Below are 4,326 nucleotides of genomic sequence, written 5' to 3'. Positions count from 1 at the left end.
GGCGGTGGTGGTGCTGTCGGGCGCCGTGGCGGTGCTCCGGCCCAGGGCGTCGAGCAGGTCCGGGATGCGCCGCGAGGGCACGAAGTGGTCCGCGAACCCGCACAGCAGGGCGTCGCCCGGGCCCATCGAGGCCGCGCTGAGCCCGAGGTGGGTGCCCAACTCGCCCGGGGCGTGGGCGAGCAGCCGACTGCCGCCGACGTCCGGGGCGATCCCGATCCGGGTCTCGGGCATCGCGACGGTGGACCGCTCGGTGACGATCCGCACCGCGCCGTGGGCGGACACGCCGACGCCGCCGCCCATGGTGATGCCGTCCATGACCGCGACGTACGGCTTCGGGTAGCGGGCGATCAGCGCGTTCAGCCGGTACTCGTCGCGGAAGAACGCCCGGGTGCCGGCCCCGCCCGCCTTGGCGTCGTCGTGCATCGCGCGGATGTCGCCGCCCGCGCACAGGCCGCGCTCGCCCGCGCCGGTCAGCACGACGGCGCGTATCCGGTCGTCCGCGGCCCAGTCGTCCAGGGTGGCGCGCAGGGCGGTGACCATGCCGTGGGTCAGCGAGTTGAGCGCCCGGGGGCGGTTCAGCACGAGCCGTCCGACGCCGCCGTCCAGGAACGCCTGGACCTCCGCCACCTCTGCGTTCATCGGGCCCGCTCCCGTTCCTCGGTGATGTCGTCGGCGATGCCGATTCCCGCCGTCCACCGTACCGGGGCGGGCGCCCGTTGTGATCACTCGCCCGGCGATCATGTTTCCGACGGGCGCTCCAGGGGCGCTCCGCGGTGCGCGGGAGGCGCTACGGCCAGGCGCGCAGGGCGAGTTCGGCGGTGCGGGCCAGGTCGGCGGGGGTGGCGCCGTCGCGGGCCTGCTGGGACATGCCCTGGAGTACCGCACCGAAGTAGCCGGCCAGCCCCTTCGGGTCGGCCTCCGGTGGCAGTTCGCCGTCCTGCTGTGCCCGGCGCAGCCGCTCCTCGAAGGTGCGCAGGTTCCCGTTGCGTCGCTCGCGCAGCTGGTCCTGGATGACGGCGTCCTGCGGGGTCACATTGGTGGCGGCGGAGATCACCAGGCAGCCGGCCGGATGCGACGGGTCGGCGTAGACGGCGGCGGCCTCGCGCAGGATGCGGGCGAAGGCGCCGTACGCGGTGGGCTCCTCCGCCAGCGCGACAGCCGCGAACTCGCCGGCGGGGGAGTGGCCGTACTGGCGGACCACCTCCTCGAACAGCGACCGCTTGTCACCGAAGGCCGCGTACAGGCTGCCGGGGCGGATGCCCATGGCGGTGGTGAGGTCGGTGACGGAGGTGGCCTCGTAGCCGTGCTGCCAGAACAGCCGGGTGGCCGCGGCCAGGGCCTCGGCGCGGTCGAAGGCCGGCGGGCGTCCGCGACGGGGAGTGCGCGGCGGGCCGGTGGGCCCGTCCGGGGATGCCGTTGTCGCCGCGTGCGCCTCTGTCATGCGCTGAATTTTAGAGCACTCACTCAAGAAGTGTGTGCTAGCGTATTTCTTGAGCGATCGCTCAAGAAATACGCTGAGTGCAAGCAGGAGGGGGCTCGGACATGGGCGCGGACAGGCTTCAGGGCAAGACGGCACTGGTCACGGGGGGCAGCAGGGGGATCGGCCGGGCCATCGCCCGCCGGCTCGGGCGGGACGGCGCCACCGTCGCCGTCGGCTACGCCCGCGATGCGGTGGCGGCGGAGGAGGTGGTGGCGGGCATCCGGGCGGACGGCGGGCGGGCCTTCGCGCTGCCCGCCGCGCTCGGGCGGCACGGCGACGCCGTCGCGCTGTGGGAGGCCTTCGACGCGCGGATAGGCGAGTACGCGCCGGCCGGGGGTGTCGACATCATCGTGAACAACGCCGGGATCGGGCGCAGCTCCGACCTCGCCGGCCTGACCGAGGAGGAGTTCGACGAGGTCTTCGCGGTCAACGTCCGCGCACCGTTCTTCATCGTCAAGCACGGGCTGGAGCGACTGCGTGACGGCGGCCGGATCATCAACATCTCCAGCGGCCTGGCCCGGCTCGCCATGCCGGAGATCATGGCCTACGGCGCCACCAAGGGCGCGCTGGACACCTTCTCGCTCAACCTCGCCCAGCAGCTCGGGCCGCGCGGGATCACCGTCAACTCCGTGGCGCCCGGGATCATCGACACCGACCTCAATGCGGAGTTCCTGGGCGATCCGGAGGCGCGGGCCTGGGCGGCCTCGGTCGCCGCACTCGGCCGGGTAGGGGCGCCGGAGGACATCGCGGACATCGTCGCCTTCATCGCCTCGGACGACGCGCGGTGGATGACGGGGCGCGTGGTCGACGCCACCGGCGGCTCGCGGCTGTAGGCGGGAGCCGCCGGCGGTGGGCTGACAGATAACAGATAACAGCTGATGAAATCTGTTAGCTGTTATCTGTCATCCGTCATCCGTCGGTCGTGAGCCCTCAGCCCCGCACGCGCCCGGTGACCTCGCCGAACCCGATCACGGCGCCGTCCGGCCCGGGCGCCGTGGCGGTGATGGTCACCTCGTCGCCGTCCTCGAGGAACGTCCGGGTCGTCCCGTCCGGGAGCTTCAGCGGCTCCTCGCCGTTCCAGGTCAGCTCGATCAGCGCGCCCCGGGTGTCCCGCTCCGGCCCGCTGACCGTCCCCGAGGCGAACAGGTCGCCGGTGCGCAGCGAGGCGCCGTTGACCGTCATGTGGGTCAGCTGCTGCTGCGCCGTCCAGTACATGGTGGCGAACGGCGGCCGGGAGACCTGGTGCCCGTTCAGCCGGACTTCCATCGCCAGGTCCAGGCCCCACGGCTCGCCGCCCCGGTCGTCCAGGTACGCCAGCGGCTCGACGTCGCGCTCCGGCGGCGTGACCCGGGCGTGGTCCAGGGCGTCCAGCGGCACGATCCACGGCGAGATGGAGGTCGCGAAGGACTTGCCGAGGAAGGGGCCGAGCGGCACGTACTCCCAGGCCTGGATGTCGCGCGCCGACCAGTCGTTGAGCAGGCAGACGCCGAACACGTGCTCGCGGAAGTCGTCCAGCGCGACCGGCCGGCCCAGCTCCGACGGCGTGCCGACGACGAAGCCGACCTCGGCCTCGATGTCGAGCCGGCGCGACGGCCCGAAGGTCGGCGCGGCGTCGGCGGGCGCCTTGCGCTGCCCGGACGGCCGCACCACCGGCGTGCCGGAGACCACGACCGTGCCCGCCCGCCCGTGGTAACCGATCGGCAGGTGCTTCCAGTTGGGGGTGAGCGGCTCCGAGCCCGGGCGGAAGATCCGGCCCAGGTTGGTGGCGTGGTGCTCGGAGGCGTAGAAGTCGACGTAGTCGGCGACCTCGAACGGCAGGTGCAGCTCCACCTCGCCGGCCGGCAGCAGCGCCGGCGACAGGGCCTCGCGGAAGGACTCGTCGGTGAGCCAGGTGGTGAGGTCCGCCCGCACCCGGCTCCAGACCGGGTGCCCCGCCGCCATCAGCGGGTTGAGCGAGTCCGCGTCCAGCAGCACCGACGGCGCTCCGGCCGCGCGGGCGGCCGCCCCGGCGTCCAGCACGAAGTCCCCGACGCGCACGCCGATCCGGCGCCGCCCGGGCTGGTCGGCGGCGGTGAAGACGCCGTACGGCAGGTTGTGCACGCCGAACGGCGAGTCCTGGGCGCTGGCGAGCCAGCTGCTGGGGGTGGTGCTCAACGGTCCTCCTGGTGCAGTGGACTGGGCGACGACAGCAGGCCGAGCGCGGCCAGGTCACCCAGGGGCTCGGCGATGCTACAGGTGCCGAACGCGGTGAACGAGTTGCGGATCACCACGATCTGACGGTCCGTCAGTGCGCGTGCCGCCTTGGCCAGCACCTCGCCGTCGCGTTCCGCCAGCACCGCCGCGGCGGCGGCCCGGTCGGTCTCCTGCGAGGCCAGCAGCACGTTCAGGAAGCCGTGGTGCTCGAAGCCGGTCTCCGGATCGGTGTGCCGGACGGCGTTGTGCAGCCCGGCCGTGCACTTGTACGGCAGTCCGCGCTGCGCGCAGCCGGTGAGGAAGGCGGCCAGTTCGGCCTCGTCCGGGAAGGCCTCGGCGACCAGCCCGCCGGTGCGGAACTTCGCCCGGTACGGGCTGTCCACCAGCACGTCCAGGACGGCGTCCAGCCCGTCCCCGCGCAGCAGTTCGCGCGGGAGTTCGACGGCGGCGGGGACGTCCGGCGACAGCAGCCGGTCCAGCGCGGCCACCGCCTCGGCGGCGTCCCGGGTGGCCAGCTCGACGCCGGCCAGCTCGAACGGAGCGGCGGCGGCGAGCGCCGGGGCGAGCTCGATGCTGCCCCCCGGCAGCACCAGCCCGACCTTGAGCGGCCGGTCGCCCGCCACCACCGAGTCGTCCGCCCCCGCGGCGCCCGG

5 protein-coding genes are annotated in these 4,326 nt (G+C 73.6%); 1 reads left to right on the top strand and 4 read right to left on the bottom strand.

Features of this window, described 5'->3' with window-relative positions:
- A partial coding sequence (locus AE652_RS36280; RefSeq protein WP_049659276.1) for an enoyl-CoA hydratase/isomerase family protein occupies positions 1-639 on the bottom strand: 639 nt, incomplete at its 3' end.
- A gap of 148 nt (positions 640-787) precedes the next feature.
- Positions 788-1,441, bottom strand: coding sequence for a TetR/AcrR family transcriptional regulator (locus tag AE652_RS36275; RefSeq protein WP_049659275.1), 654 nt, complete (start codon positions 1,439-1,441; stop codon positions 788-790).
- Positions 1,442-1,542: 101 nt separating this feature from the next.
- Between AE652_RS36275 and AE652_RS36270 the strand changes: the two genes are divergently transcribed.
- A complete protein-coding gene (locus tag AE652_RS36270; RefSeq protein ID WP_049659274.1) occupies positions 1,543-2,313 on the top strand; it encodes an SDR family oxidoreductase in 771 nt (256 codons plus the stop codon).
- A 97-nt stretch (positions 2,314-2,410) separates the two neighbouring features.
- On the opposite strand, the gene fahA is transcribed toward AE652_RS36270, so the two are convergent.
- Both fahA and AE652_RS36260 read right to left on the bottom strand, forming a co-directional pair.
- Positions 2,411-3,634, bottom strand: coding sequence for a fumarylacetoacetase (gene fahA, locus AE652_RS36265; RefSeq protein ID WP_049659273.1), 1,224 nt, complete (start codon positions 3,632-3,634; stop codon positions 2,411-2,413).
- Positions 3,631-4,326, bottom strand: a 696-nt coding sequence (locus AE652_RS36260) for a hypothetical protein (RefSeq protein WP_049659272.1), incomplete at its 5' end; no start/stop codon positions are given. The genes AE652_RS36260 and fahA, both read right to left, overlap by 4 nt.

It is taken from the genome of Kitasatospora sp. MY 5-36 (genome assembly GCF_001182915.1).
Classification (GTDB): Bacteria; Actinomycetota; Actinomycetes; order Streptomycetales; family Streptomycetaceae; genus Kitasatospora.
This window is presented reverse-complemented; position numbering and strand designations above follow the sequence as displayed.

Bases quoted from the DNA above. Each gene is read 5' to 3' on its own strand.
- AE652_RS36275 (WP_049659275.1), bottom strand. From the start codon at position 1,441: ATGACAGAGGCGCACGCGGCGACAACGGCATCCCCGGACGGGCCCACC.
- AE652_RS36270 (WP_049659274.1), top strand. From the start codon at position 1,543: ATGGGCGCGGACAGGCTTCAGGGCAAGACGGCACTGGTCACGGGGGGC.